This window comes from Mesorhizobium sp. M2A.F.Ca.ET.043.05.1.1 (assembly GCF_003952445.1).
In the GTDB taxonomy this organism is placed as follows: Bacteria; Pseudomonadota; Alphaproteobacteria; order Rhizobiales; family Rhizobiaceae; genus Mesorhizobium.
Map to the genome: position 1 here is coordinate 4,646,714 of NZ_CP034446.1, position 24,710 is coordinate 4,671,423.

At 65.6% G+C, this 24,710-nt stretch carries 21 protein-coding genes; 12 read left to right on the forward strand and 9 right to left on the reverse strand.

From position 1 onward, the window contains the following. Positions 1–20: 20 nt before the first annotated feature. The 6 genes from EJ069_RS22455 to EJ069_RS22480 all read right to left on the reverse strand — a co-directional run bounded on the left by EJ069_RS22455 (position 21) and on the right by EJ069_RS22480 (position 6,049). A complete protein-coding gene (locus tag EJ069_RS22455) occupies positions 21–767 on the reverse strand; it encodes a ferredoxin reductase (RefSeq protein ID WP_126063168.1) in 747 nt (248 codons plus the stop codon). 24 nt (positions 768–791) lie between these two features. Next, positions 792–1,403, reverse strand: coding sequence for a sulfite oxidase-like oxidoreductase (locus EJ069_RS22460; protein ID WP_042637400.1), 612 nt, complete (start codon positions 1,401–1,403; stop codon positions 792–794). A gap of 119 nt (positions 1,404–1,522) precedes the next feature. After that, positions 1,523–3,064 carry a DegQ family serine endoprotease gene (locus tag EJ069_RS22465; protein ID WP_126063169.1) on the reverse strand — a complete coding sequence of 514 codons (1,542 nt, stop codon included), beginning with the start codon at positions 3,062–3,064 and terminating at the stop codon, positions 1,523–1,525. 185 nt (positions 3,065–3,249) lie between these two features. Next, a complete protein-coding gene (locus EJ069_RS22470; protein WP_126063170.1) occupies positions 3,250–3,996 on the reverse strand; it encodes an MBL fold metallo-hydrolase in 747 nt (248 codons plus the stop codon). Between the two features lie 11 nt (positions 3,997–4,007). Beyond that, positions 4,008–5,174: a diphosphate--fructose-6-phosphate 1-phosphotransferase gene (locus EJ069_RS22475; protein ID WP_126063171.1), complete on the reverse strand. Its 1,167-nt coding sequence runs from the start codon at positions 5,172–5,174 to the stop codon at positions 4,008–4,010. A gap of 113 nt (positions 5,175–5,287) precedes the next feature. Next, positions 5,288–6,049 carry a L,D-transpeptidase gene (locus EJ069_RS22480; RefSeq protein WP_126063172.1) on the reverse strand — a complete coding sequence of 254 codons (762 nt, stop codon included), beginning with the start codon at positions 6,047–6,049 and terminating at the stop codon, positions 5,288–5,290. Positions 6,050–6,292: 243 nt separating this feature from the next. Here EJ069_RS22480 and EJ069_RS22485 point away from each other — a divergent pair, with 243 nt between their 5' ends. Continuing rightward, on the forward strand, positions 6,293–6,916 hold the full coding sequence (locus EJ069_RS22485; RefSeq protein WP_126063173.1) for a LysE family translocator: 624 nt from the start codon (positions 6,293–6,295) through the stop codon (positions 6,914–6,916). A 94-nt stretch (positions 6,917–7,010) separates the two neighbouring features. Here the strand turns inward: EJ069_RS22485 and EJ069_RS22490 are convergent, their stop codons facing one another. Beyond that, the gene (locus EJ069_RS22490; protein WP_245456247.1) at positions 7,011–9,701 is read right to left on the reverse strand and encodes an autotransporter outer membrane beta-barrel domain-containing protein; all 2,691 of its coding nucleotides are present in this window, start codon (positions 9,699–9,701) and stop codon (positions 7,011–7,013) included. A 323-nt stretch (positions 9,702–10,024) separates the two neighbouring features. Here EJ069_RS22490 and EJ069_RS22495 point away from each other — a divergent pair, with 323 nt between their 5' ends. Both EJ069_RS22495 and xylB read left to right on the forward strand, forming a co-directional pair. After that, positions 10,025–11,347 carry a tetratricopeptide repeat protein gene (locus tag EJ069_RS22495; protein WP_126063175.1) on the forward strand — a complete coding sequence of 441 codons (1,323 nt, stop codon included), beginning with the start codon at positions 10,025–10,027 and terminating at the stop codon, positions 11,345–11,347. Positions 11,348–11,429: 82 nt separating this feature from the next. Then, on the forward strand, positions 11,430–12,884 hold the full coding sequence (gene xylB / locus EJ069_RS22500) for a xylulokinase (RefSeq protein WP_126063176.1): 1,455 nt from the start codon (positions 11,430–11,432) through the stop codon (positions 12,882–12,884). 227 nt (positions 12,885–13,111) lie between these two features. On the opposite strand, the gene EJ069_RS22505 is transcribed toward xylB, so the two are convergent. After that, positions 13,112–13,474 (reverse strand): nuclear transport factor 2 family protein, encoded by a 363-nt coding sequence (locus EJ069_RS22505; RefSeq protein ID WP_126063177.1) that lies wholly within the window; start codon positions 13,472–13,474, stop codon positions 13,112–13,114. 113 nt (positions 13,475–13,587) lie between these two features. On the opposite strand from EJ069_RS22505, the gene xylA reads away from it, so the two are divergent. Together xylA and EJ069_RS22515 are read left to right on the forward strand one after the other, a co-directional pair. Then, the gene (xylA, locus tag EJ069_RS22510) at positions 13,588–14,913 is read left to right on the forward strand and encodes a xylose isomerase (RefSeq protein WP_126063178.1); all 1,326 of its coding nucleotides are present in this window, start codon (positions 13,588–13,590) and stop codon (positions 14,911–14,913) included. Between the two features lie 199 nt (positions 14,914–15,112). Further along, entirely contained in the window at positions 15,113–15,316 is a 204-nt protein-coding gene (locus EJ069_RS22515) for a hypothetical protein (RefSeq protein WP_126063179.1), read from the forward strand. 45 nt (positions 15,317–15,361) lie between these two features. Here EJ069_RS22515 and EJ069_RS22520 read toward each other — a convergent pair whose 3' ends face one another. Beyond that, positions 15,362–16,342 carry a GlxA family transcriptional regulator gene (locus EJ069_RS22520; protein ID WP_126063180.1) on the reverse strand — a complete coding sequence of 327 codons (981 nt, stop codon included), beginning with the start codon at positions 16,340–16,342 and terminating at the stop codon, positions 15,362–15,364. A gap of 124 nt (positions 16,343–16,466) precedes the next feature. On the opposite strand from EJ069_RS22520, the gene EJ069_RS22525 reads away from it, so the two are divergent. The 7 genes from EJ069_RS22525 to EJ069_RS22560 all read left to right on the forward strand — a co-directional run bounded on the left by EJ069_RS22525 (position 16,467) and on the right by EJ069_RS22560 (position 24,405). Then, positions 16,467–17,390 (forward strand): 3-keto-5-aminohexanoate cleavage protein, encoded by a 924-nt coding sequence (locus EJ069_RS22525; RefSeq protein ID WP_042637376.1) that lies wholly within the window; start codon positions 16,467–16,469, stop codon positions 17,388–17,390. A 15-nt stretch (positions 17,391–17,405) separates the two neighbouring features. Next, positions 17,406–18,032: an HD domain-containing protein gene (locus tag EJ069_RS22530; RefSeq protein WP_126063181.1), complete on the forward strand. Its 627-nt coding sequence runs from the start codon at positions 17,406–17,408 to the stop codon at positions 18,030–18,032. Between the two features lie 2 nt (positions 18,033–18,034). Next, positions 18,035–19,162: a carnitine 3-dehydrogenase gene (locus tag EJ069_RS22535; RefSeq protein ID WP_126063182.1), complete on the forward strand. Its 1,128-nt coding sequence runs from the start codon at positions 18,035–18,037 to the stop codon at positions 19,160–19,162. Between the two features lie 4 nt (positions 19,163–19,166). Next, complete coding sequence (locus EJ069_RS22540) at positions 19,167–20,330, forward strand: acyl-CoA dehydrogenase (RefSeq protein WP_126063183.1); 1,164 nt, start codon at positions 19,167–19,169, stop codon at positions 20,328–20,330. Between the two features lie 64 nt (positions 20,331–20,394). Next, positions 20,395–22,473, forward strand: a complete 2,079-nt coding sequence (locus EJ069_RS22545) for an acetate--CoA ligase family protein (protein ID WP_126064842.1) — start codon at positions 20,395–20,397, stop codon at positions 22,471–22,473. Then, a complete protein-coding gene (locus EJ069_RS22550) occupies positions 22,466–23,248 on the forward strand; it encodes a carnitinyl-CoA dehydratase (RefSeq protein ID WP_126063184.1) in 783 nt (260 codons plus the stop codon). The genes EJ069_RS22545 and EJ069_RS22550 overlap by 8 nt, the downstream gene beginning before the upstream one ends. A gap of 215 nt (positions 23,249–23,463) precedes the next feature. Further along, on the forward strand, positions 23,464–24,405 hold the full coding sequence (locus tag EJ069_RS22560; RefSeq protein ID WP_126063185.1) for an alpha/beta hydrolase: 942 nt from the start codon (positions 23,464–23,466) through the stop codon (positions 24,403–24,405). Positions 24,406–24,710 lie beyond the last annotated feature (305 nt).

Sequence of the window (24,710 nt, forward strand, 5' to 3'; positions counted from 1 at the left end):
TCCTCGTCGGGATCACGCTTCTAAACCCCGTAGCGCTCGGTGCGGATGATCTCCGCCGGAACGCCGGCGCCGATCAAGGCGTCGGCGGCGGCTGACACGAACGCATTCGAGCCGCAGACATAGGCGAGCTTCGGCGCCTTGGGCAGGCGCTCGAGGGACTGCGCCATCATGCGGGCGTCGATGCGCCGGGAATAATCGGAGGGCCGCCTCGCCGGCTCGCGGGTCAGCGTCAAAACGAGATCGAATCCGTCGCGGCGGTCGTCGAGGCCGATCAGTTCGTCGCGGAAAATCACCTCGTCCCAGACCCGCGCCGAGAACACCAGCGCGACGGGCACCGCCTTGTTGCGCTGCGTGCGATGGCGCACCATCGCCATCAGCGGCACGACGCCGGAGCCGCCGCCGACCAGAAGGATCGGCCCGCCGTCGCTCTCCTCCCAGATGAAATGGCCGCCCAGCGGTCCGCGCAGCTCGATCTCGTCGCCGACGGCGGCCACGTCGTGGAAGAAGGGCGAGACCTCGCCGTCGTCGAGCCGCTCGATCGCCAGCTCGACGCCGCCGCTTGCTTCCGGCGCCGAGGCGATGGAATAGGAGCGGCGCGCCTGATAGCCGTCCGGCGCCGTCAGCCTGATGTCGACATGCTGTCCGGCAAGGTGAGCGAAAGGCCGCGACGGCTGGAACCAGAAGCTGGTGACGCGCGGCGTGCGCTTTTCGATGCGGGTGATCGTGGCTGCCTGCCAGGGCGATTGCGGCGACGGCTCGGCGGTCATCGATTGCTGCTCACGAATCGCCCCTCACGGGTCGCTGGAATAGCGCTGCTCGCGCCAGGGGTCGCCATACATGTGATAGCCACGAAGCTCCCAGAAGCCTGGTTCGTCGCGCTCGGTGAACTGCAGCCCGTTCACCCATTTGGCCGATTTCCAGAAATAGAGATGCGGCACCAAGAGCCGCGCCGGCCCGCCATGATCCGGCGTGATCGGCTTGCCTTCATAGAGCAGCGCCACCATCGCCTTGCCGGTAACGAGGTCCTTGGTCGGAACATTGGTGGAATAGCCGTCAAAGGACAGCGCCAGCGTGTAGGCGGTCGGCGGCTCGATGCCGGCGTCGGCGAGGATGTCGTCGATCATGACGCCCTGCCAGGGCGTGTTGAATTTGGTCCAGGCCGTCACGCAATGGATGTCGCGCGTCATCTTGCTCTGCGGCAGCGCGTTGAACTCGGCCCAGTTCCATTTCTTGATCGGCTTCGGCCCCTGCTTGAGCGTGAAGGACCAGTCCTCGGTGCGCACGCGCGGCGTCGGCCCGGCCGAGAGCACGGGAAAACCCTGCTCCAGGTACTGACCGGGCGGAATGCGCGCGTCGGTGTCGGAAGGTGGACGCCTTCCGGAAAAGAACCCGCGCGTGACCATGGAGACGCCTTCCTGCACCGGTGGAACGATGCGGGGAGTGTTCTCGAAGACGCCTTCCGGGGCAACAGAAATCTTGAGAGTGGAGCCCGCCAGCAAGGCAGGCTCCGTAGAGGATTTTCTCAGCCGGCGGCGAAAGGCACGGCGACGAAGATCTGCGCGTCGCCGCGATCGATCAGCAGGAGAACCGACTTCTTGCCGGACTTGCCGGCCTCGGCGATCGCCTGATTGGCCTGCCTGGCCGTCTTCACCGGCGTCTGGTCGACGCCGACGATGACGTCGCCCGGCTGGATGCCGGCGGCCGAAGCCGCCTTGTCCGGATTGACCCGCTCGACCACCGCGCCGCGCTGGTTGCCGGCAAGGTTGAGCTGGTCGCGGATATCGGGCGTGAGGTCGGTCAGGCCGAGGCCGAGCGAGGGAACGCGCAAGCCCTGTTCGGCCGACGGGCTGCGGCCTTCATTGCCGTTCGACGCCGTCTTCTGATCTTCGGCGTTGCGGCTGACATCGGCGGAGATCTGCATCGCCTTGCCCTTGCGCCAGATGTTGACGGTCTCCTTGGCGCCGGGCGACACGTCGGCGACGGCGCGCGACAGATCCTTGGGATCCTTGATCTCCTGGCCGCCGAAGCCGGTGATGACATCGCCGGTTTCAATGCCGGCCTTGGCCGCGGGCGACCCGTCGGTGACCTGGGAAACCAGGGCGCCGCCCGGATGGTCGAGGCCGATGGCGCTGGCGACATCCGGCGTGACCGGCTGGATCTGCACGCCGAGATAGCCGTATTCGATGTCGCCGCCCTTCATCAGCTTGGCGACGACCTTCTCAGCCTGGTCCGACGGGATGGCAAAACCGACGCCGACGCTGCCGCCATTGGGCGAATAGATGGCGGTGTTGATCCCGATGACATTGCCGTTGACGTCGACCAGCGGACCGCCGGAATTGCCGTGGTTGATCGGCGCGTCGATCTGGATGAAATCGTCGAACGGCCCGCTGTGCAGGTCGCGGCCGCGCGCCGAGACGATCCCGGCGGTGACGGTGGTGCCGATGCCGAACGGATTGCCGATCGCCAGCACCTGGTCGCCGGTCATCAGCTTGCTGGAATCGCCCCATTTGACGGTTGGCAGCGGCTTGTCGGCCTTGATCTTAAGCACAGCGAGATCGTTCTTGGCGTCATGGCCGACGAGCTTGGCAGGAAGCTCGGTGCCGTCGTCGAGCGTCACCTTGATGGAGCTCGCGCCATCGATAACGTGATTGTTGGTGACGATGGTGCCGTCGGCGCCAACGATGAAGCCGGAGCCGAGCGCCTCGGCGCGCTGCCCCTGCTGCGGCGGCGTGCGCGGCATCGGCATGCCCTGGTCGCCGAAGAACTGCTGGAAGAACTGGTCGAACGGCACATTGCCGCCGAGGGGCGAACCGTCATCACCCACCTGTGGCTGCGCCTTCATGATCGAGGTGATGGTGACGACCGCCGGCTTGGTAACGGCGATGACCGGGGCGAAAGAGCCGTTCGGGGCCGTGATGCCGGCGACCGGGGTCTGGGTCGTGGCGGCCACTGTGCTGAGGCCTGCATTGTTCTGGGCAAAGGAGACGACGACGGGAGAAATGATCAGCGCGGCGCCCAGCAGGGCGGCGACGCGATGTCTGCGAAGAATGCTTGATGGTGACATGGTCGTTCTGTCCGGGCGAGAGGTTGATCCAGCGCCGCAGGCGCTCTGGAGGAGCGCCCGTCGACGTGTCGGCGACCGGGAATGCCTGCCTCGCCGCACATGGCAGCCGGCCGGATCGACCATCAAGATTTAGGACGCGGAATGGCCCGAATCAGGGCCTTTGGGTGACCTTACAAAGATTTAATTCAGAGGCCGCTTACGAACCGCTCCCGCCTGCGCAGATAAGAGGAAGCGATTTCGTGCATTCTGGCGCGGTCGAAACTCGGGCCGTGGCCGCCATGGCCGATGCCGATCGGAAGGTCGAGCAGGCGCTGCATGGTGCGACAATAGGCCGTGCGGTCGGAATCCGGCAGATCGTCGATCAGCATGCCGTCATAGATGGCGTCGCCGGCAAAGAATAGGCCGTCGGCCTCGTCGAAGAGCGCGATAGAGTCCGGCGAATGCCCGGGCAGATGCAGCACACGGAATTTCCGGTCGCCGAGATCGACGACATCGCCTTCGTCGAGCGCGCGAGTCAGCGGCGCGGAAGGAATGCGATAATCGGCCGCCTTCCAGTCCGGCGCCGGCAGCTTCGACACGGCGCCGTCGAGGTTGTGGAACATGTAAGCGTAGGTGACGGCAGCGTCCATGCTGGGGAACTGCGCCGCGCTGACCTTCGGTCCCATCCTGAGAGGAAATTCGTGCAGCGAGCCGACATGGTCGAGATGGATGTGGGTTGCGACGACGATGAGCGGCTTGCCGGGCGGCGTGTCGATCTCAGGCGCCAGCGGACGGATGCCCATGCCGGTGTCTACCAGGAGGTCGGCGTCGCGGCCCTTCAAATGCCAGATGTTGGCGCGCACGAAATCATGCACGAAGGGCTCGGTCAGCATCGTCGTGCCGGCATCGACTGTCGCCTTGCCGAACCAGTCGCCGACCTCAAGCTCGGGCATCGGACCGCCCATCAGACGAACGGCTTCCCGACCTTGTACTTTTCCGGCACGAGACGCTTCAGATAGGCCATGCCGGCTTCCGAAAGCTGGTTGGCGTCCGGCTGCATGAAATCGTCGGGCATATGGCGCGTCTTGCCGGCCACCGCCTTCAGCGGCACCTTTTTCAGCACGGTCTTCGACCCGTCATATTGGATCGCCACCGAACCGCCGCCTTCCCCTGCGACGGCGACGGCGAAAGCGCCGGCGTCGAAGGCCTCCTGGGCGTCGACGGCGCTGATGGCGCCGACATAGCCGCGCGGCATGTAGCCTAAAGCATCGACGCGTGCGCGCTTGCCGGGCAGGCCTTCGGCCAAGGCCCGTTCCAGCGCCGCCGGCAGGTCGCTGCCCGACAGCTTGACGTTGCCGTGCTGGTCGCGCTCAAGCTTCTCCGGCGGCACCAGGCTTTCGACCAGCGCCTTGCCGTCGGCGGTGCTGACGCCTTCCGAGACGGCGACGATGCAGCGCTTGTGACGATCCAGCTTCTCGCGCACCTCATCGATGAAGCGCTTCGCCGAGAAGGCGCGCTCCGGCACATAGACCAGGTGCGGGCCGCTGTCGGGATCGAGCTGCCAGGCGGCCGCGGCGGCGGTGAGGAAGCCCGCATGCCGGCCCATGACGATGCCGACATAGATGCCGGGCAGCGCGCGGAAATCAAGGTCGACGGAGAGAAAGGCGCCGGCGACGAACTCGGCCGCCGAGATGAAGCCCGGCGTGTGGTCGTTCTCCTCGAGGTCGTTGTCGATGGTCTTGGGCGCATGGACGAAGGCGATCGAGCCGCCGGCGGCGTCGGTCAGGATCTGCTGCGTGCCCGAAGTGTCGTTGCCGCCGATATAGATGAAGGCGTCGGCGCCGACCTTCTTCAGGCCGTTGAGGATGACCTCGCAATAAGCGGCGTCCGGCTTATCGCGGGTCGAGCCAAGGGCGGCGCTCGGCGTGCCGGCGATCAGCCGCAGCCGATCCTCGGGTACGGCGGAGAGATCGACATAGTTGCCGTCGCGGATGCCGCGCACACCATGGATCGAGCCCAGCACCCTGGCGCCGGGATGACGCTTGCGGATTTCCAGCGTGGCGCCGACGACCGTCTGGTTGATGACGGCAGTGGGGCCGCCGCCCTGCGCGATAACGAAGGTTCCAGCCATGCTCGTTCTCTCCCGAAGCGAAGGTTTTCAGGGCACCTTCGCCTGTCTTGCGGCATCGCGCAACGGAAGAAACGGTATCGTGGGGAGGCGGCCGAATGGCCGCCTCGAAAAGATCAGACCACGACGACCGGGTTCTTCTTGGAAACGCGGCTGTAGAGGTCGATAATGTCCTGGTTGATGAGGCGCACGCAGCCCGACGACATCGCCTGGCCGATGCTCCACCATTCGGGCGAGCCGTGGATGCGGTAGCCGGTGTCCTTGCCGTTCTGGTAGATGTAGAGCGCCCGGGCGCCCAGCGGATTGGTGAGGCCGCCGGGCTGGCCGCCCTGCCATTTCACCAGTTCCGGCTTGCGCTGGATCATCTCCGGCGGCGGCGTCCAGACCGGCCATTCGCGGCCGTACTGGATGTTGGCGCGGCCCGACCAGCGGAAACCATCCTTGCCGATACCGACGCCATAGCGGATGGCGTCGCCGCCCGGCTGGACCAGATAGAGCATGCGTTCCTGCAGGTGCACGACGATGGTGCCGGGCGCCTCGCCGGTCTTGTCGACGACGATCTGGCGGCGGAACTGCGGCTTGACCTTCTGCCACGGCACGGCCGGCACCTCGAAACCGCCATCGGTGAGCGAGGCGTACATTACGTCGGGGCCGGTGATGTTCTTGTCGACACTGATCGCCGGGCGCATGGGCGGCACGGAACCGGTGACGGTGTTGTCGAGCTGCATCTGCGGCAGGTCGAGCGTGTCGGTGGTGCTGCAGCCGGCAAGGCCCAGCATCGCCATGGCGCCGGCGCCCGAAAGCAAGGCGCGGCGGGAAAGCTGAATTTCGGTATCGATTGCGCCCTTGGAAGGCAGACTTTGCGGCAACTCGCGCATACACCAAACCCTACGCTGCCGGCGGGAAGCACGGTCCGGCCGGATGACGGCATTTTCGGCACTCATGGTTGAAAAAGGGTGAAAGGCCGCTGGTCCGGCTTAACCCTAACGGATCGTTGCGCCGGCTGATGGGGCTACCGGTCGAGGCGTTGAAGATTTTCGCTGAAGATTTTTCCGGCGGCCCCTTTACATTCCCGACGACCCCAGGATTTATCCTTTTCTTTGCGCTCAAGGAGCAGGGAAATGTCCTTCGAAAACTGGGCTGCCTTCGCCGCCGCCTCTTCCATCCTTCTCGTCATCCCGGGCCCGACGATCCTTTTGGTCGTCTCTTATGCGCTGGGCCAGGGCTGGCGCACCGCGCTGCCGATGGCGGTGGGCGTCGCGCTGGGCGACTTCACCGCGATGACGCTGTCGATGCTGGGCATCGGCGCGCTGCTCGCGGCCTCGGCCACCGTGTTCACCATCTTGAAGGTGATCGGCGCCGGCTACCTCATCTATCTCGGCATAAAACTGTTCCGCGCCGGCGGCGCGCTGAAGGCCGAGCCGCGCACCGACGCGGTTTCGGCGGCAAGGATGATGGCGCATGCCTGGCTGGTGACGGCGCTGAACCCGAAGAGCATCACCTTCTTCGTCGCCTTCCTGCCGCAGTTCCTCGACCGGCACGCCGACTTCTGGACGCAGACGCTGATCTTCGAGACGACCTTCCTGACCTTGGCCTTCGCCAATGCCTTCGGCTACGCACTGGTCGCATCGAGGGCGCGCGCCATCGTGCGCAACCCGAGGGCCATCCGCATCTTCAACCGCACCGGCGGCACGCTGCTGGTCGGCGCCGGCATCGCCACGGTGGCGATGCGGTCGGGGAATTGAGGCCGGTTCTCGAAGCCAAGAACGAGTAGCGTCGGCGCTGCCCCTCATCCGGCTGCCGCCACCTTCTCCCCGTGGAACGGGGAGAAGGAAGCCATCACCATTTAACACTCACGCCCAGATTGCCTTCCAGCACGCGGCGCTTGTCGCCGCCGAGATTGGTGGTGTAGTCGCCGGTGGCGAAGACGCTGACCTTGTCGCTCACCTTTGCGACCACGCCGCCGCCGAACTCGAAGGAGGTGGACCGGCTCTGGGTCGAGATGCCGGTGCCCTCGAAGTCGACGCGGTCGGTGCCGCCGAAATCGTGCCAGAGATTGGCCTTGAGATAGGGCTGCAGCGGCATCCCATCGAGGACCGTCTCGCCCTGCAGCCTCAATCCGATCCTGCCGGTGACGTCATCGTCGGAATCGAACGATACCGAGGAGAACCTGTCCCTGGCGTCGTCGAGCGACAGATGCTGCCAGACCAGTTGCGCCTGCGGCTCCAGGGTCCAGCCTTGCCCGAGCGCGACCGGATAGCCGCCTTCGAGCGAAGCGGTGACACCGGTTCCGCCGACATCGATGCCGATGTCGCGCGAGGATGAGGCCGAGCCGCCGAAGAAGGTCGCCATCAGCACGCCGTCCAGATACCAGCCGGACTTGCCGATACGGGTCCAGTAGCCGCCGACGCTGGTGCCGCTGACGTCGAGGCTGCCGACCGCAAGACCATCCTGACCCAGCGCCTGGCCGCGCAGGTCGCCGTTCATGCTGCCATAGGCAAGGAACAGGCCGGCGCGGTCGACGGAGCCGGAGGCGGTTTCACGGCCGATAAGGTCGAGGCCGGCCTGAAGCCCGAACAAAGTGCCGTCGAAGGAGGGCGAGACCGTTCCCGACCAGCCTAGCTTGGCGTCCTGGCCGAAGATACGGCCCCAGACCGGCTGCAGATCGGTGTCTGACGACAACAGGCTCTGCTCGCCGCGGCGTTCATGGAAAGTGCCGAGCGTCGCCATCGTCAGATGCTGCGCGACCGGCGGCGCGGCCGAATAGACCGGCACCTCGATGCGGTAGAGCAGGATTTCCTGGCCCGCTGCCGGCGTCGGCAGATCGGGCACGGCGGTCGGCACCGGCGGCGGGGGCGGCGGCGGGTCGGCCGGTGGCGCCTCGGGCGGAGCCGGCGGCGCCTCTGGCTCAGGATCACTCGCCTGAACCGGCGGCGTCGGGTCGACCGGCGGATTGTTGGCATCGCCGTCGGTCGGCACCGGCACCGGCGGCAGTTCGGACGGCGGCGGCGGCGGTTCGGTTTCCGGCGCCACGGGCTCCGGCTGCGACGCCGGCTCCAGCGCTCCAGGCGCGGCAGCCGGCGATGTCGGCGTGATCAGCGCCGAGCGCAGGTACCAGTTCTCCGCGCTGCCGGCGCTGACGCCGCCTTTGAACAGATAATATTCGAAGGCGCCGGCCGCGACCGGCGCGTCAAGCGCGAAGGCGTTGGCGCTCGACGTGGCGCCGTTGACGGCCTGCACGACCATGATGCCGTCCGCCGTGGTCTCGGCGCCGGCGCCGCCGACATTGACCACCGCGATGCCGGTCGAGCCGGAGGCCGTGCCGCCGGACAGCACAAGCCGGTCGGAGGCGGAGGAATCGTCGCCAAGCTCGGTCTGGATCAGCAGCAGGCCGCCGAGCCCGGTATAGTTGCCGTTGATCGTCAGCCGGTCGGTGGCGCCCGTATTGCCGTTGGTCAGGTCGATGCGGCCGGCATTGAACACGTTGGCCAACTGGCCGGACGTGAAGGCCTGCATCGAGGCGTTGAAGCCGCCTCCATAAAGCGTGCTCGCCTGGTCGACGTTGAGCGTGCCGGTGCCCGTGCCGGAGTCGCCCAGCACGAGGTTGCCGTCGAGGGTCAGCTGGGTGTCGTTGGTGGCGTTGATCGTCTCCCAGTTCTGCACCCTGGCGATGCCGTCGAGCTTGACGTTGTCGAAGGTGAGCGTGTCGGTGCCGAGGCCGCCATTCAAGGCGTCGGCGCCGCCGAGATTGGCCTTGGTGAGATTGCTGAGCTTGGCGGTATCATTGTCGGCGCCGAGATCGACGCTGCCATAGATGATGCCGCCTCCGTCCCAGACGAAACTGTCGGAGCCGAAGCTCATCAGCACGCCGCCGCCGACCGTGCCGCCGGCGATGGTGACGCTGTCGTTGCCGCCGCTGACGCTGATGTTGCCGCCGATCGTGCCGCCGGAAAGGATGATTGTGTCCTTGTCGAAGCCGGTGACGAGGTTGCGGTCGATGACGCCGCCCGACATGTTGAAGTAGTTCTGGTCGAGCTTCATGTTGACGCGGCCGATGCGGCCGCCGGTCATCACAGCATGGTCGCCATCGTCGAAGAAATCGACGATGCGTCCGCCGCTCATGGTGAAGGTGTCGAGCCCATCGCCCTGGTTGAGCGAGCCGATCTGGCCACCGCTCATGTTGAAATCGTCGATACCCGCGCCTTGCTGGACGTTGCCGGCAACAGTGCCGGCGCCAATGGTGAAGAAGTCGGTGCCGTCGCCCTGGTCGACCGTGCCGGTGATGGTGCCGGATTGCATGTCGATGCGATCCGTGCCGGCGCCGAAGCTGACATTGCCGCTGATCTGGCCGGTGCCGCCGGAAGGGAAGGTCAGCGTGTTGTCGCCGCTGGTGTCGGTGAGGCTGCCGCCGGAGTCGCCGCTGTCGCAGACATAGGCTGTATTGCCGGCCGGCGGGCTCAGCACACAGGCGGCAAAAGCCTGGGAGCCCGGCAGCAATGTAAGTGCTGTCGATGCCAGAAGGCCAAGCATCCAAGGATGTACTGGGCTTTTTATCAGTATATCAGCATTTTCTGATATGACTTTTCCTTCCGAGAACAATCTCGGGAGAGAATTTCCAAAGCGCCGCATCGCGTCCTCGCAATTCGCGATTTAAGCCGCCCCACCCTTGCCGCAATGAAGACATAATTCATCTCAATTTTCAAAGCCTATTCTGCGCCCGATGGTTGATGAACTGCGATCCCAGGCGAATAGACCAGAGTATTGCTTGATCCAGGTGGCCGTTGGCACGCTCCTCGCCGATGCTTTAGGATCGGGCTCCAGACAGCAAATTCGCGATCGCTGAAGGACACAGAATGGCGCTGAAGGACGCATTCGGCCTGACTTACTCCGGCGCGACCGAAGCCGGGTTTTCATCCTACGCCCGCGCCGTGCATGAGCTGCAATGTTTCATCGGCGATCCGGTCGGCTCCGCCGATCGCGCGATCGCCGAGGATCCCGGCTTCGTCATGGCGCATGTGTTCAAGGGCTACCTCTTCGGCCTTGCCACCGAGCGCGAGGCAACGATCGTGGCCAGAGCATGCCACGAGGCGGCCTTGCCGCTCGCCGCCACGGCTCGCGAGCGGGCGCATGTCGCGGCCCTCGGCCATCTTGCCTGGGGGCGCTGGCATGAAGCCTCCCGCATCCTCGAGGATGTCGCCATCGACCATCCGCTCGATCTCGTGGCGCTGTTGACCGGGCATCAGATTGATTTCTTCACCGGCAATGCCCGCATGCTGCGCGACCGCATCGGCCGCGCCCTGCCAGCCTGGCGAAGCGACATGCCCGGCTATCATGCGGTTCTCGGCATGCAGGCCTTCGGGCTCGAGGAGATGGGCGATTATGCCCGCGCCGAAAGGCTTGGCCGCACGGCTGTCGAGCTCGAGCCGCGCGACGGCTGGGCGCAGCACGCCGTCGCCCATGTCATGGAGATGCAGAGCCGGCAAAAAGACGGCATTGCCTGGATGCGCGCCAATCCCGACGCCTGGACCAGGGAAAGCTTCCTCAAGGTGCACAATTGGTGGCATCTGGCGCTGTTCCACTACGACCTCGGCGAGGTCGCCGAGGTGCTGGCGCTCTATGACGGCCCTATCTATGGCGAGGCATCGACGATGGCGCTCAACATGGTCGATGCCTCGGCAATCCTGTGGCGGCTGCGCCTCGGCGGCGTCGATGTCGGCGAGCGCTGGGCGGCTCTGGCCGACAACTGGCACAAGGCCGGCGGCGGCAATTATGCCTTCAACGACGCGCATGCGATGATGGCCTTTGTCGGCGCCGGGCTGGAGGCGCCGGCGAAGACGCTGCTCGAAGCGCAGCGTGAGGCGATGCGCGGAAGTGACGACAACGCCGCCTTCACGCGCGATGTCGGCCATCCGCTGACGCTTGCGATCAAGGCCTTCGGCGAGGGCCGCTACGATGAGGCCGTGCGCCTGATCCGGCCGATCCGATCGATCGCGCATCGTTTCGGCGGCAGTCACGCGCAACGCGACGTGATCGACCTGACGCTGATCGAGGCCGCGTTGCGCGCCGGCGATCAGGCGCTGGCACGGGCGCTGGCCGCCGAGCGTCAGCTCGCGCGGCCCGACAGTCCGCTGTCGGCGTTGTTCCTTCGGCGGGCATCCGATTTGTCTGAGAATTGACCCGAAGCGGATCTTGCCCTAAAAACTGGCCAAGCCAGATTTTTTCGAGATCCGAAAAAATTAATGGCAGTGGGAGGAAATCATGTATCTCGGCCTCGACCTGGGCACTTCGGGCGTCAAGGCGCTGCTGATCGACGACGGCCAGAAAGTCATAGGCGCCGGCCATGGCTCGCTCGACGTCTCGCGGCCGCATCCCGGCTGGTCGGAGCAGGATCCGGCGCATTGGATCGAGGCCAGCGAGACGGCGATTGCCGAACTCAAGGCTTCGCATCCGATAGAGCTGGCGGCGGTCAAGGGAATCGGCCTTTCCGGCCAGATGCATGGCGCCACCCTGCTCGATCAATCGGACAAGGTGCTGCGCCCCTGCATCCTGTGGAACGACACGCGCAGCCATGTCGAGGCGGCGGCGCTCGATGCCGATCCGCGCTTCCGCAAGCTCACCGGCAATATCGTCTTTCCGGGCTTCACCGCGCCGAAGCTTGCCTGGGTGAAGAACAACGAGCCGGCGATCTTTGCCAAGGTGGCGAAGGTGCTTTTGCCCAAGGATTATCTGCGGCTCTGGCTGACCGGCGAACACATCTCGGAAATGTCGGATTCGGCCGGCACCTCATGGCTCGATGTCGGCGAGCGTCGCTGGGCGCCCGAGTTGCTGGCGGCGACATCGCTCGACGAAAAACAGATGCCGTCGCTGGTCGAGGGCACGGCCAAGGCCGGCGCCTTGCGCGCCGAGCTCGCCTCGAAATGGGGCATCGCGGCGGGCATCCCGATTGCCGGCGGCGCCGGCGACAATGCGGCCTCGGCCTGCGGCATGGGCACGGTCGGCGCGGGCCACGCCTTCGTGTCGCTCGGCACATCGGGCGTGCTGTTTGCAGCCAACGCCTCCTACCTGCCCAATCCGGAAAGCGCGGTGCACACCTTCTGCCACGCGCTGCCCAACACCTGGCATCAGATGGGCGTGATCCTGTCGGCCACCGATTCGCTCAACTGGCTTTCGGAAATCACCGGCAAGAGCGCCGGCGACCTGACCGGCGAGCTTGGCGACACGCTCAAGGCGCCGACCGGAGTCACCTTCCTGCCTTACCTCTCCGGCGAGCGGACGCCGCATAATGATTCCGCCATTCGCGGCTCGTTCACGGGGCTTGCGCATCAATCGAGCCGGGCCGTGCTGACGCAGGCGGTGCTGGAAGGCGTCGCCTTCGCCTTCCGCGACAGCCTCGAAGCGCTGAAGACGGCCGGCACGACATTGAGCCGGGTCACCGCGATCGGCGGCGGCTCACGCTCGCGCTACTGGCTGAAGGCGATCGCCACCGCGCTGCAGGTGCCGGTCGACATCCCGGCCGACGGCGATTTCGGCGCTGCGTTTGGCGCGGCAAGGCTGGGGTTGATCGCCGCGACAGGCGCCGATCCGCTGGCGGTATGCACGGCGCCGGCGACGGACGCGACGGTTGAGCCGGATGCGGGGCTTGGCGGGGCTTATGCCGATGCCTATCAGAGGTATCGCGCGCTTTATCCGGCGATAAGGGCTGTAACTGCGTGAGTGGAAGCGAGGCACCTCGTAGTCGCATGAGCAGGCGCGAGGCCCCCCTCTCTGCCCTGCCGGGCATCTCCCCCTCAAGGGGGGAGATTGGCAGTTGGAATGCCCCGCTCCCTCCTGCAACGCTGGAGATTGGCGAAAGCCGAAGCGACAGCCGATCTCCCCCCCTGAGGGGGAGATGGCCGGCAGGCCAGAGAGGGGGGCCTCGCACCCCACCTCCCCAGCTAGCCTTATTGCGCCGGCACTTTGTCCAAAAACCCGGTGACGCTCTTCAACCGCCCATTCTCGATGACGCAGATATCAGTGCCCTCGATCACGGACTCCGTCCCTTCAGGCCCAAGATTCCACGAGAAGCGGATGCGGTCGGCGAAACCGTCGGGCTCTCCCTTCAGCGAAAAGCGGAAGCCGGCGAAGCGCTGCTGGACGCCCTCGATGAGGGCCGCGACGCCATCATGGCCGTCGCCCTGCATGACCGGGTCGCGATAGCTGACGTCGCTGGTGAAGGCAGCTTCGAGCAGCGCCTTGCGGCGGGCCGCATCGCTCTCGTTCCAGGCGGCGATGTAGTTGCGGGCGATCGTGTTGAGGTCGGTCATGGTCATGCTCCTTCGTTGGATCGTTTCGACATGACCTTTTTGGCGCCCCACAGAAGCGAAACCAATTACGCCTGAGGTAATCGGGCGGATGCACCCCGGAGAGGAAGGAAACCATGAGCAGCGGATTTTTCGGCGACATCAAGAAGATCAAATATGAGGGACCGGATTCAACCAATCCGCTGGCCTATCGTTTCTACAACCCGGACGAGGTGGTGGCCGGCAAGCGGCTGGAAGACCATCTGCGCTTCGCCGTCGCCTACTGGCATTCCTTTGCCTGGCCGGGCGGCGACCCGTTCGGCGGCCAGACCTTCGACCGGCCCTGGTTCGCCAAGCCGGGCGGCATCGACACGATGGAGTTGGCCAGGCTCAAGGCCGACGTTGCCTTCGAGATGTTCTCGCTGCTCGGCGCGCCCTATTTCTGCTTCCACGACGCCGATGTGCGCCCGGAGGGCAAGGATTTCTCCGAGAGCGCGGCGCGCCTCGACGAGATCACCGACTATTTCGCCGACAAGATGAAGAAGACCGGCGTCAAGCTGCTCTGGGGCACGGCGAACCTGTTCTCGCACCGCCGCTTCATGTCGGGCGCGGCCACCAACCCCGATCCGGATGTGTTCGCCTATGCGGCGGCGACGGTGAAGAAATGCATCGACGTGACGAAGAAGCTGAAGGGCGAGAACTACGTGCTGTGGGGCGGACGCGAGGGCTATGAGACCTTGCTCAACACCGACCTTGCCCGCGAGCAGGAGCAGGCCGGCCGCTTCCTCAACCTCGTTGTCGATTACAAGCATAAGATTGGTTTCAAGGGCACGATCCTGATCGAGCCGAAGCCGCAGGAGCCCACAAAACACCAGTACGACTACGACGTCGCGACCGTCTACGGCTTCCTCAAGCGCTTCGGGCTGGAGAAGGAGGTCAAGCTCAACATCGAGCAGGGCCACGCGATCCTCGCCGGCCATTCCTTCGAGCACGAACTAGCTCTGGCCAACGCGCTGGGCGTTTTCGGTTCGATCGACATGAACCGCAACGACTACCAATCGGGCTGGGACACCGACCAGTTCCCCAACAATGTGCCGGAAATGGCCTTGGCCTATTACCAGGTGCTGCTAGGCGGCGGCTTCAAGACCGGCGGCACCAATTTCGACGCCAAGCTCCGGCGCCAGTCGCTCGACCCGGACGACCTGCTGATCGGCCATATCGGCGGCATGGATGCCTGCGCGCGCGGCCTGAAGGCGGCGGCGAAGATGATCGAGGACAAGGCGCTGTCCGGCCCGCTCGCCGAACGCTATGCCGGCTGGAACACCGCCGAAGGCAAGGCGATGCTTTCGGGCAAGCGCACGCTGGAGGAAATCGCCGAGCGCGTGGTGAAGAAGAAGATCGAGCCGCAGCCGCGCTCCGGCCGGCAGGAGCTGCTCGAGAACATCGTCAACAGGTATGTCTAAAGAACGGCACGCTGCCTCGCGCCCGAGCGATCGGGACGCGGGGCAGGCCTGAAAATTGCGTTCGCGAGGGCGGAATCACGCGACAAAACTTTGCCCCGCGCTGCCCCTCAATCACCTCGTTCTTGCCTTCAAACAGCCGTCACGGATCTCGTATAAACGTGGCTCCTGTGGCGGGTGAAGAAGAAGGAGGCGAACCGATATGCAGCACGAACGCGAAATCGACGCCCTGCTCTCGTCCGGCGAGACCGGATCGATCATCGATCGGCTGATGGCATTGCCGCGGCGGACCGACGACGTGAAGACCGAATGGGATCGCGCCGTCAGCAACCGCTTTGAAATCCGTCTGGCGCAGCAGATGCGCTCGCAGATGGACAGCGCCGGCGAGCGCAAGAGCGCCGCCTGAGCGGCAGACCGCTGCTTGAGCGAGCGGCAAGCCGCCGCCTTAGCCCTACCCTCGGCGAAGCCGTACCGGCGCCTCGCCGAAAGCTCTTGAAAATGCCCTGGAAAATGCCGCGGCGGACGAGAAGCCGGTACGCCCGGCAATGTCGGCCATGGCAATGCGCGTGTCGACCACCAGGCGGCGGGCGGCGCCGAGGCGCAGCCTCAGATAATAGGCGCCGGGCGTCTCGCCGATCGATTTACGGAAGATGCTTTCCAGCGTCCTTGCCGTGACGCCGGCGCGCTTGGCCACGGCGTCGATGGTGAGCGGCTGGTCGACATGCGCTTCCATCAGCCGGATCGCCTGGGCAAGCCTGGGGTCGTAACCGTCGAGCCGGCCGAGCGAGACCAGCGGCTGCGCGTCGGTCGCGGCACGCGCCTGATCGTAGATGAAGACGCTCGCGACATCGAGCGCAGCGGCCATGCCGAGTCTTGTGCGGACCAGATGCAGCATCAGATCGAAGGTCGGCGAGGCGCCGCCGGAAGTGAACACCGGCCCGTCGATGACATAGCGGTCCGGCCGCACGTCGACGCCCGGGAATGCGGCGGAGAAATCCTCCATGTCCTCCCAATGGGTGGTGGCGCTGCGGCCTTCGAGCAGCCCGGCGCGCGCCACCAGCCAGGTGCCGGCCTCGACGCCGCCGCAGGCGCGCGCGGCGCGTGCCGCGCGGCGCAGGCCCGCAAGCAGCGCCGAGGTGGCGTAGTTCTGCGTGCCGAAACCGGCGACGACGACCAGCATATCGGTCGGCTCGGCGGCATCGAAGCGGCCGCTGACGGCCACGGGGAGGCCGCAAGTTGTGACGGGCGCCTCGCCGGTGACCGAAACCAGCTTGAAATCGAACAGCGTCTCGCCCGAGATGCGGTTTGCCGCGCGCAGCGGGTCGACGGCCGAAGCGACGCACATGATCGACGAGCCGGAGAACACAAGGAACGTCACCTTGAGCGTCTCGCGCTCAGACCGAAAGATGGACGGCTTTTCGCTTTTGATCATGAGAGCTTCGTAAAACGCAAAACAGTTTCCGGCAAGTCGGTCATTCTGTATCCATCCCGTGCACAGCCCAACAGGCTTCCGCTTTGGCGGCACGCATGGCCGATCGACCCTGGGAGGATAGACGATGCCGCTTGCGATGAACCGTGAGGTCTTCATTACGTGTGCCGTGACCGGCTCCGGCGGCACGCAGGACCGCAGCCCGCATGTGCCGCGCTCGCCCAAGCAGATCGCCGAATCGGCGATCGACGCGGCCAAGGCGGGCGCCGCGATCGTGCACTGCCATGTGCGCGATCCCGAGACCGGCAAGCCGAGGCGCGACGTGCATCTCTACCGCGAAGTGACCGAGCGCATCCGCGAAGCAAATGTCGATGTGGTGCTGAACCTCACCGCCGGCATGGGCGGCGACATGGTGTTCGGCTCGCCGGAAGCGCCGTTGCCGCTCAACGAGAAGGGAACCGACATGGGCGGCGCCACCAATCGCATGGAACATGTGCGCCAATGCCTGCCGGAGATCTGCACGCTGGATTGCGGCACGATGAACTTCGCCGAGGCCGACTATGTCATGACCAACACGCCCGGCATGCTGCGCGCCATGGGCGGCATGATGACGGCGCTGGGCGTCAAGCCGGAGATCGAGGCCTTCGACACCGGGCATCTTTGGTTCGCCAAGCAGCTGGTCGAGGAAAAGGTGCTCAACCCGGATGCGCTGGTGCAGCTTTGCATGGGCGTGCCATGGGGCGCGCCGGACGACCTCAACACCTTCATGGCGATGGTCAACAATGTGCCCTCGACCTGGAATTGGTCGGCCTTCTCGATCGGCCGCAACCAGATGGCCTATGCCGCAGCGGCGGTGCTTGCCGGCGGCAATGTCCGCGTCGGCCTGGAGGACAATCTCTGGCTCGACAAGGGCGTTCTGGCGACCAACGCGCAGCTGGTCGAGCGCGCGGCCAGCATCGTCACCAATCTCGGCGCCCGTATCCTCGGGCCAGAGGAAGTGCGCAAGAAGCTCAATCTGACCAAGCGGGCGCCGATCGCGGCCGCGGCGTAAAGCGGGGCGTTGGTGATGGCTGATACCGTCAAATTCACCGCGATGAAGGATGGCGACAAGGAAGACTACGAATTCCTGACCGCCCATGAGATCGATTATGCCGCCAAGACCGGCGACCGGCTGCTCGATGCGCTGGTGCAGCTGGATGAGGGACTTTCCGGCTACAAGATCACCCGGCTCGGCCATTCGCTGCAGGCGGCGACACGCGCCTGGCAGGATGGCGCCGACACCGACTGGATCGTCTCGGCGCTGCTGCATGACATCGGCGACATCTACGCGCCCTACAACCACGACGAATACGCGGCTGCGATCCTAAAACCCTTCGTGCGCGAGCAATGCACCTGGGTGGTGGAAAAGCACGGCGATTTCCAGCGCCTCTATTACGCGCATCATCTGGGCGGCAATCGCCATGCCCGCGACCGCTTCGCCGGCCATGCCTATTTCGACGACTGCGACCAGTTCTGCGAGCGCTGGGACCAGTCGAGCTTCGACCCCGACTATGAGACGCTGCCGATCGAGTTCTTCCGACCCTTCGTGCTCGAAGTGTTTGCCCGCAAGGCCTACGACCCGGCGGTGATCCGCGCCGGCGAGCGTGTGGCCCTTACCGACCCCGATACAGCCAAGACAAGAACCGGAGCCTGACTATGAGCATCATCAACAAGGCGGCCGCCATCGGCGGCGGCGTCATCGGCGCCGGCTGGGTGGCGCGGCTGCTCTTGAACGGCATCGACGTGTCGATCTTCGATCCGGATCCGGAAGCGTCGCGCAAGGTCGGCGAGGTGATGAAGGGCGCGCGCCGCGCCTACAAGCAGATGCTGCCCGACGGCCTGCCCAAGGAAGGCAAGCTCACCTTCGCCAAAACCATCGCCGAAGCGGTGGCCGACGCCGATTTCATCCAGGAGAGCGTGCCCGAGCGCCTCGACCTCAAGCACAAGGTGCTGGCCGAGATCGACGCGCATGCGCCGGCCAATGCCATCGTCGGCTCGTCGACCTCCGGCATCAAGCCGACCGACATGCAGGTGGCGATGAAGAAGCATCCGGAGCGGCTGGTGGTCGGCCATCCGTTCAACCCGGTCTATCTCCTGCCGCTGGTCGAGATCGTCGGCGGCGAGCAGACCTTCCCCGAGGCGATCGAGGTCGCCAAGGAGCTCTACGCCTCGATCGGCATGAAGCCGGTGGTGGTGCGCAAGGAGATCGAGGCGTTTGTCGGCGACCGCCTGCTCGAAGCCGCATGGCGCGAGGCGCTGTGGCTGGTCAAGGACGGCATCTGCACCGTCGAGGAACTCGACGACATCATGCGCTATTCCTTCGGCCTGCGCTGGGCGCAGATGGGCATGTTCCAGGTCTACCGCGTCGCCGGCGGCGAGGCCGGCATGCGCCACTTCATGGCGCAGTTCGGCCCCTGCCTGAAATGGCCCTGGACCAAGCTGATGGACGTGCCGGAATTCAATGACGAGCTGGTCGACCTGATCGCCACCCAGTCGGACGAGCAGGCGCACGGCCTGTCGATCCGCGAGCTGGAGAAGATCCGCGACGACAATCTGGTCGCGATCATGGACGCGCTGTCGAAGCAGAACAAGGGTAAGGGCTGGGGCGCCGGCGCGCTGCACAAGGACTATACCAGGCAGCTCGCCAAGCTTGCGGCGAAGAAGGCTTCCGCCAAGGTCACGGCCAAGGCCGAAGCGGCCAAGCCGGCGAAGAAGGCCGCGAAGCCGGCCAAGGCGGTGAAGGTCGAGAAGCCGAAGAAGAAGAGCGGCAAGAAGAAGGGCTGAGGCGATGCAGTTCGGACTTTCGGAAGAACAGAAGCTCATCGTCGAGACGACGCGCGCCTTCGTCGAGAACGAGCTTTACCCGCATGAGCGCGAGGTGGAGCGCACCGGCGTGCTGCGCCGCGAGCTGATCGACGAATTGAAGGCGAAGGCGATCGAGGCCGGCCTCTATGCCGCCAACATGCCCGCCGATGTCGGCGGCGCCGGGCTCGATACGGTGAGCTGGCTGCTCTACGAGAAGGAACTCGGCCGCGCCAACTACGCCCTGCACTGGACCTGCGTGGCGCGTCCCTCCAACATCCTGCTTGCCGGCACGCCGGAACAGCGCGAAAAATACCTCTTCCCCTGCATCCGCGGCGAGAAGTGGGACTGCCTGGCGATGACCGAACCCGGCGCCGGCTCCGACCTGCGCGGCATGAAGGCGACCGCCGTGCAGGACGGCTCGGACTGGGTGCTCAACGGCACCAAGCATTTTATCAGCCACGCCGACATTGCCGATTTCGCGATTTGTTTCATGGCCTCCGGCGAGGAAGAGACCCCGCGCGGCAAGCGCAAGAAGATCACCGCCTTCTTCGTCGACAAGGGCACCAAGGGTTTCACGGTGCGCGACGGCTACCGCAATGTCTCGCATCGCGGCTATACCAACTCGATCCTGGAATTCGACGACTGCCGGCTGCCGGCTTCCCAGGTGCTCGGCGAAGTGCACAAGGGCTTCGACGTCGCCAACTCCTGGCTCGGCGCCACGCGCCTGCAGGTCGGCGCCACCTGTCTCGGCCGCGCCGAGCGGGCGCTTTCGCATGCCATCGAATATGCCGCGCAGCGCCAGCAGTTCGGCCAGCAGATCGGCAAGTTCCAGGGCGTCTCCTTCAAGCTCGCCGACATGGCGACGGAGCTGAAGGCCGCCGACCTGATGGTGTTCGAAGCCGGCTGGAAGTACGATCAGGGCACCGTCACCGACCAGGACATGGCGATGGCCAAGCTCAAGGCCACCGAGATGCTCGCTTTCGTCGCCGACGAAGCCATCCAGATCCATGGCGGCATGGGGCTCATGGACGACCTGCCGCTGGAGCGCATCTGGCGCGATGCGCGCGTCGAGCGCATCTGGGAAGGCACGTCGGAGATTCAGCGACATATAATTTCGCGGGCGCTGCTGCGTCCGTTCGGAGCTTAGAGCATGATGCGCCAAAGCCGGGATCCGGCTTTCGCGAAGATCGCGCTCAAACGAAAAGATGACCATGCATAAACTCGAACGTCTCCTGCGCCCGAAATCGATCGCCGTGTTCGGCGGGGCGCAGGCCGCCGCCGTCGTGGCGCAGTCGATCAAGATGGGCTTTGCCGGCGAAATCTGGCCGGTGCATCCGACCAAGGACGAGGTCGCCGGCCGCAAGGCCTACCGCTCCGTCGCCGACCTGCCTGGCGCGCCGGACGCCGCCTTTGTCGGCGTCAACCGGCATCTCACCATCGAGGTGATCAAGGCACTGGCCGAGCGCGGCGCCGGCGGCGCCGTCTGCTTTGCCGCCGGCTTCCTGGAGACAGAGGCCTATGACGAGGATGGCGAACGGCTGCAGGCCGAGCTCGTCGCCGCCGCCGGCCAGATGCCGATCATCGGGCCGAACTGCTACGGCCTGATCAACTATGCCGACGGCGCGCTGCTGTGGCCCGACCAGCATGGCGGCATCCGCCTGGCCGAAGGCGGGAAGGGCGTGGCCATCATCACCCAGTCGTCCAACATCGCCATCAACATGACGATGCAGAAGCGCGGCCTGCCGATCGCCTTTCTGATGACGGCCGGCAACCAGGCGCAGACCGGCCTTTCGGAAATGGCGCTCGGCCTCATCGAGGACGAGCGCGTCACCGCGCTCGGCCTGCATATCGAGGCCTTCGATTCGGTCGCCGGCTTCGAGAGGCTGGCGGCGCGGGCGCGCGAATTGAAGAAGCCGATCATCGCCATGAAGGTCGGCCGCTCCGAACAGGCAAGGCAGGCGACCGTGTCGCACACCGCCTCGCTCGCCGGCTCCGACGCCGCCTCCGGCGCTTTCCTGAAGCGTCTGGGCATCGCGCGCGTCGATTCCATTCCGGCCTTCATCGAGGCGCTGAAGCTTTTGCACATCACCGGTCCGCTGCCCGGCTACAAGCTGTCATCGATGAGCTGCTCCGGCGGCGAGGCTTCGGTGATGGCGGACAGCGCCGAGGGGCGCTGGGTGCATTTCCCGGCCCTGACGGCCGAACACCGCGCGCATGTCAAATCGACGCTCGGCCCGCTGGTGGCGGTCGCCAATCCGCTCGACTACCACACTTTCATCTGGAACAACGAGCCGGCGATGACCGCGACCTTCACCGCGATGGTGTCGGGCGGTTTCGACTTGAACATGCTGGTGCTCGACTTCCCGCGCCCGGACCGCTGCTCGGACGTCGACTGGTGGGCGACGCTGCGCGCCTTCGAAGCGGCGCTGAAGACCAACAAGGCGCAGGGCGCGATCGTCTCCTCGCTGCCGGAGAACCTGCCGGAGGAATACACTGCAGGCCTGATGGCGCGGGGCATGGTGCCGTTGTTCGGCATTTCCGAAGCCATGGATGCCGCCCAGGCTGCCGCTTTCATCGGCTGGGCCTGGCGCGAGCCGCAGGCGCAGCCGGTCGACACCACGGCCGCTGGCCTGTCCGACGGCGCGCATGTGACGCCGGACGAGGCCGAAGCCAAGGAAAAGCTGATCAAGGCCGGACTGCCGGTGCCGAAGGGCGAGCGCGCCTCCAATGCGGTCGAGGCGGTGATCTCCTCCATGACGCTGGGTTTCCCGGTCGCTCTCAAGGCACTCGGCGTGACGCACAAATCGGAAGTCGGCGCCGTCAGGCTGAATCTCAAGGATGCCGAATCCGTCAGCGCCGCCGCGCATGATTTGCTGCCGCTCGGCACCGGGCTCTATGCCGAGCGCATGGTGCGCGACGGCGTCGCCGAGCTGATCGTCGGCTTCACCCGCGACCCGATGTTCGGCGTGGTGATGACGCTGGGCACCGGCGGCGTGCTGGTGGAGCTTTTGCGCGACAGCGTGACGCTGATGCTGCCGGCGACGCGCGACGATATCGAGGCGGCATTGCGTGGGCTGAGGCTCTATCCGCTCCTCGAGGGCTATCGCGGCCGGCCGAAAGCCGACGTCAACGCCGCCATCGACGCCATCGCCGGCATTGCCGACTTCGTGCAGAAGAACGAAGGCGAGATCGAGGAACTCGACATCAACCCGCTGATCGTCTGCGCCGAAGGCAAGGGCGCCTGGATCGCGGACGCCCTCTTGGTGCTTGGAGAAAAGAAGAATGGCTGACGTCATCACCACCCGCCGCGAAGGCACGATCCTCGAAGTCACGCTCGACCGGCCGAAGGCCAACGCCATCGACCTCAAGACGTCACGGCTGATGGGCGAGACCTTCAAGGCGTTCCGCGACGATCCGGAGCTGCGGGTGGCCATCGTCAAGACGGCCGGCGACAAGTTCTTCAGCGCCGGCTGGGACCTGAAGGCGGCCGCCGCCGGCGATGCGGTGGACGGCGACTATGGCGTCGGCGGCTTCGCCGGGCTGCAGGAACTGCGCGACCTCAACAAGCCGGTGATCGCCTGCGTCAACGGCATGGCGGTGGGCGGCGGTTTCGAACTGGCGCTGTCCTGCGACCTCATCTACGCCTCGGACCATTCCTCCTTCGCGCTGCCCGAGATCCGCGCCGGCACGCTGGCCGACGCCGCGACCATCAAGCTGCCGAAGCGCATTCCCTACCACATCGCCATGGACCTTTTGTTCACCGGCCGCTGGATGGATGTCGCCGAGGCGCATCGCTGGGGCCTGGTCAACGAGGTCCTGCCCAAGGACAAGCTCGAGGAGCGCGTCTGGGAGATTGCGCGGCTGCTCGCCAGCGGCCCGCCGCTGGTGTTTGCCTCGATCAAGGAAACCGCGCGAGTGGCCGAGGCGCTGACCTTCCAGGACGCCATGAACAAGGTGACGAGGAGGCAGCTGCCGACCGTCGATATCCTCTACGGGTCGGAAGACAATATGGAAGGCTTCCGGGCGTTCGCCGAGAAGCGCGATCCGGTTTGGAAGGGGAAGTGACTCTACGGAGATGACGGAGCCAGGCCCCCCTCTCTGCCCTGCCGGGCATCTCCCCCTCAAGGGGGGAGATTGGCAGTTTCGGGCTCAGCGCTCCTCTTGCGACGCAGGAGATTGGCGAAAGCCTTCGCGACATCTGATCTCCCCCCTTGAGGGGGAGATGTCCGGCAGGACAGAGAGGGGGCCTGGGCGCCATCATCTGAAGTTGGTCATCAATCATGACCGACTACAGAACCCTCATCGACGCGGAAACGTGGGCCTTCATCGAGAAGACCAACTCCTATTATCCGCCTGATACGATCGACTACACGATCGAAGAGCAGCGCGCGATCTACGACCGGATGTGCCGGGAGTTCTTTGCCGGCTATCCGCAAGGCGTGACGGCGGAGACGCTTGCCGTTGCCGCACCAACCAACAGCATCTCGATCCGCATCTACCGCAACGCCGTTCCGAACGGAGCCGCGATGGTGCTCTATATCCATGGCGGCGGCTTCATCCTTGGCGGGCTGGACAGCCATGACGATGTCTGCGCAGAGCTTTGCGCCCGCACCGGCTTCGAGGTGGTCTCGCTCGACTACCGGCTGGCGCCGGAGCATCTGCACCCGGCGGCCTTCGACGACGCCATGGATGCCTTCGAATGGGCCGCCAAGACCTATGACTGCCCGGTCCTGCTCTGCGGCGACAGCGCCGGCGGCAATCTCTGCGCGGCGGTTGCGCATGCGACGCGCGGCCATGCCAAGAAGCCGGCCGGCCAGGTGCTGATCTATCCCGGCCTCGGCGGCGACCACTCGAAGGGCTCTTACGTTACGCATGCCGAGGCGCCGATGCTGACCGTGCGCGACCTCGACTTCTACAGGCATGTCCGCACCGGCGGCGTCGACATGACCGGCGACATCACGCTCTACCCGCTCGCCGACGCCGATTTCACCAACCTGCCGCCGACCGTGTTGATCACCGCGCAATGCGATCCGCTGTCGTCCGACGGCGAAGCCTATCGCGACCGCGTCATCGCGGCCGGCGGACGCGCCACCTGGTTCGAGGAGCCCGGCCTTGTGCACGGATACCTCAGGGCCCGGCACATGGTGGGCCGGGCGCGGACCAGCTTCACCCGCATCGTCGAGGCCGTTTCGGCGCTCGGGCGCGGCGACTGGATCTGGTGACATCCGAGAGCGCTTTCCGCTCCGCTATCCTGACATGAACCTTTCCCCGCCGGCCGGCGACTGACGGCCAGGCGCCGCGATGATGCGGCCCGGAAAGGAAAGCCGCCATGACAAGAAACCCAGAGACTTCGCGGTCTCCGGGAACAGCGGGAGTCCGGCGCGATCACCGCCTTCGGGATGGGGTCGACGCGCTGGGCTTCCGGCTGATTCCGTTGACCCTGCCCAGCAGCCGGCGTATCGTCACAAGGAGGAAAACAGACAATTCGATCGGGGAAGAACGTGCCGCAACGCCGCGCCTTGCCCCG

What these genes read in the sequence shown, in the direction of transcription:
- EJ069_RS22455 (WP_126063168.1), bottom strand. Translation starts at nt 767, where the DNA reads ATGACCGCCGAGCCGTCGCCGCAATCGCCCTGGCAGGCAGCCACGATC.
- EJ069_RS22460 (WP_042637400.1), bottom strand. Translation starts at nt 1,403, where the DNA reads ATGGTCACGCGCGGGTTCTTTTCCGGAAGGCGTCCACCTTCCGACACC.
- EJ069_RS22465 (WP_126063169.1), bottom strand. Translation starts at nt 3,064, where the DNA reads ATGTCACCATCAAGCATTCTTCGCAGACATCGCGTCGCCGCCCTGCTG.
- EJ069_RS22470 (WP_126063170.1), bottom strand. Translation starts at nt 3,996, where the DNA reads ATGCCCGAGCTTGAGGTCGGCGACTGGTTCGGCAAGGCGACAGTCGAT.
- EJ069_RS22475 (WP_126063171.1), bottom strand. Translation starts at nt 5,174, where the DNA reads ATGGCTGGAACCTTCGTTATCGCGCAGGGCGGCGGCCCCACTGCCGTC.
- EJ069_RS22480 (WP_126063172.1), bottom strand. Translation starts at nt 6,049, where the DNA reads ATGCGCGAGTTGCCGCAAAGTCTGCCTTCCAAGGGCGCAATCGATACC.
- EJ069_RS22485 (WP_126063173.1), top strand. Translation starts at nt 6,293, where the DNA reads ATGTCCTTCGAAAACTGGGCTGCCTTCGCCGCCGCCTCTTCCATCCTT.
- EJ069_RS22490 (WP_245456247.1), bottom strand. Translation starts at nt 9,701, where the DNA reads ATGCTTGGCCTTCTGGCATCGACAGCACTTACATTGCTGCCGGGCTCC.
- EJ069_RS22495 (WP_126063175.1), top strand. Translation starts at nt 10,025, where the DNA reads ATGGCGCTGAAGGACGCATTCGGCCTGACTTACTCCGGCGCGACCGAA.
- xylB (WP_126063176.1), top strand. Translation starts at nt 11,430, where the DNA reads ATGTATCTCGGCCTCGACCTGGGCACTTCGGGCGTCAAGGCGCTGCTG.
- EJ069_RS22505 (WP_126063177.1), bottom strand. Translation starts at nt 13,474, where the DNA reads ATGACCGACCTCAACACGATCGCCCGCAACTACATCGCCGCCTGGAAC.
- xylA (WP_126063178.1), top strand. Translation starts at nt 13,588, where the DNA reads ATGAGCAGCGGATTTTTCGGCGACATCAAGAAGATCAAATATGAGGGA.
- EJ069_RS22515 (WP_126063179.1), top strand. Translation starts at nt 15,113, where the DNA reads ATGCAGCACGAACGCGAAATCGACGCCCTGCTCTCGTCCGGCGAGACC.
- EJ069_RS22520 (WP_126063180.1), bottom strand. Translation starts at nt 16,342, where the DNA reads ATGATCAAAAGCGAAAAGCCGTCCATCTTTCGGTCTGAGCGCGAGACG.
- EJ069_RS22525 (WP_042637376.1), top strand. Translation starts at nt 16,467, where the DNA reads ATGCCGCTTGCGATGAACCGTGAGGTCTTCATTACGTGTGCCGTGACC.
- EJ069_RS22530 (WP_126063181.1), top strand. Translation starts at nt 17,406, where the DNA reads ATGGCTGATACCGTCAAATTCACCGCGATGAAGGATGGCGACAAGGAA.
- EJ069_RS22535 (WP_126063182.1), top strand. Translation starts at nt 18,035, where the DNA reads ATGAGCATCATCAACAAGGCGGCCGCCATCGGCGGCGGCGTCATCGGC.
- EJ069_RS22540 (WP_126063183.1), top strand. Translation starts at nt 19,167, where the DNA reads ATGCAGTTCGGACTTTCGGAAGAACAGAAGCTCATCGTCGAGACGACG.
- EJ069_RS22545 (WP_126064842.1), top strand. Translation starts at nt 20,395, where the DNA reads ATGCATAAACTCGAACGTCTCCTGCGCCCGAAATCGATCGCCGTGTTC.
- EJ069_RS22550 (WP_126063184.1), top strand. Translation starts at nt 22,466, where the DNA reads ATGGCTGACGTCATCACCACCCGCCGCGAAGGCACGATCCTCGAAGTC.
- EJ069_RS22560 (WP_126063185.1), top strand. Translation starts at nt 23,464, where the DNA reads ATGACCGACTACAGAACCCTCATCGACGCGGAAACGTGGGCCTTCATC.